The 1,209-nt window shown below is 58.2% G+C and carries 3 protein-coding genes and 1 tRNA gene; 3 read left to right on the top strand and 1 reads right to left on the bottom strand.

Annotated features, from left to right (window positions below; genetic code table 11):
• Nucleotides 1-132 (bottom strand): porin (locus J0I79_RS35210; RefSeq protein ID WP_366015734.1); only part of this gene is annotated, 132 nt, incomplete at its 3' end.
• Between the two features lie 451 nt (nt 133-583).
• On the opposite strand from J0I79_RS35210, the gene J0I79_RS33995 reads away from it, so the two are divergent.
• The 3 genes from J0I79_RS33995 to J0I79_RS35205 form a co-directional block, all read left to right on the top strand.
• Nucleotides 584-674: transfer RNA gene (locus tag J0I79_RS33995), tRNA-Ser, on the top strand.
• Nucleotides 675-729: 55 nt separating this feature from the next.
• A complete protein-coding gene (locus tag J0I79_RS33990; RefSeq protein WP_292870230.1) occupies nt 730-873 on the top strand; it encodes a GIY-YIG nuclease family protein in 144 nt (47 codons plus the stop codon).
• 204 nt (nt 874-1,077) lie between these two features.
• A partial coding sequence (locus J0I79_RS35205; protein ID WP_366015734.1) for a porin occupies nt 1,078-1,209 on the top strand: 132 nt, incomplete at its 3' end.

Below are 1,209 nucleotides of genomic sequence, written 5' to 3'. Positions count from 1 at the left end.
GCCGTAGACGTCGCAGATCTTGACGTATTCAGCGGGCTCCGGCTCGGCGACGACGACGGCGTCGGCGGCGCGCGCACCGGAAACTGCGATCAGGGCCGCAGCGGAGCCGAGAAGAAGGCTCTTGATGTTCATTTTCTGACCTCCAGTCAAAAGTTAAAAAACGGGTCTGGGTATTCTTTGCTGAAGGACAGCGTTCCCTGCCCCATCCCCACTACCGAAAAAGATGCGCACCGCGCCGCTCCTTCGAATGTGACATTACCCATGAGCCGGCAGCGTTCAACAACGATCGTACCGGCGAAAGGGCTGTTCGGCTGCTATCCCCCAGCGTTGTTGCACAAATGACACGATTTGGCCCCACTCAGAAAGCTCTCGTTAACCATCAGGCCCGCTGCATCGGCCTGTTTCCCGGCGAATCCGGCAATCGGCCGACGGAATCATGGCGGGGCCTGGAATCGCCGGCCAGGGAATTGCCGCAGAAGCGCCGCATCGCGTGGATGCCGCGCCTGGTACGCTCTTATTTTTCCATATTAATGACGCGGGCTTGTTGATTGTGCCGGCGCTTTTCTTTATCCAGCGGCGCAACGGAGAGGTGGCCGAGTGGTCGAAGGCGCTCCCCTGCTAAGGGAGTAGAGGTCAAAAGCTTCTCGTGGGTTCGAATCCCATCCTCTCCGCCACCCTACGCCCTGCGGGCTTCGGGTCGCCCGAAGCTACGAAGTAGCGGAGGGGGCCATGTGGTACGTTTATTTCCTGCAGCTCTATAATGGTGACGTCTATGTCGGGTCGACAAACGACCTTCGACGCCGGTTCGAATCGCATCAATCAGGCTACGTGACTTCGACCAAGGCTCACCTGCCTGTCGCGCTGAAGACGTAATCGCGGTCGAAACCGAGGCCAATGCACGGCAACTCGAGCGCTATTTCAAGAGCGGATCCGGCAAGGCGTTCGCAAACAAGCGTTTTTTCGCGGACGACGCCCCCTGACGATCTTTAAAGCTAATCATTTGAAATAAAGCTGAAAATCTCGATTTTTGTCACTTCTCGCTGACCTTCGCTCGCGATTCTGACTGGAGGTCAGAAAATGAACATCAAGAGCCTTCTTCTCGGCTCCGCTGCGGCCCTGATCGCAGTTTCCGGTGCGCGCGCCGCCGACGCCGTCGTCGTCGCCGAGCCGGAGCCCGCTGAATACGTCAAGATCTGCGACGTCTACGGC

This window comes from Mesorhizobium sp., assembly GCF_017306585.1.
In the GTDB taxonomy this organism is placed as follows: Bacteria; Pseudomonadota; Alphaproteobacteria; order Rhizobiales; family Rhizobiaceae; genus Mesorhizobium.
This window is presented reverse-complemented; position numbering and strand designations above follow the sequence as displayed.

Coding starts and splice junctions, on each gene's coding strand:
- J0I79_RS33990 (WP_292870230.1), top strand. CDS start 730: ATGTGGTACGTTTATTTCCTGCAGCTCTATAATGGTGACGTCTATGTC.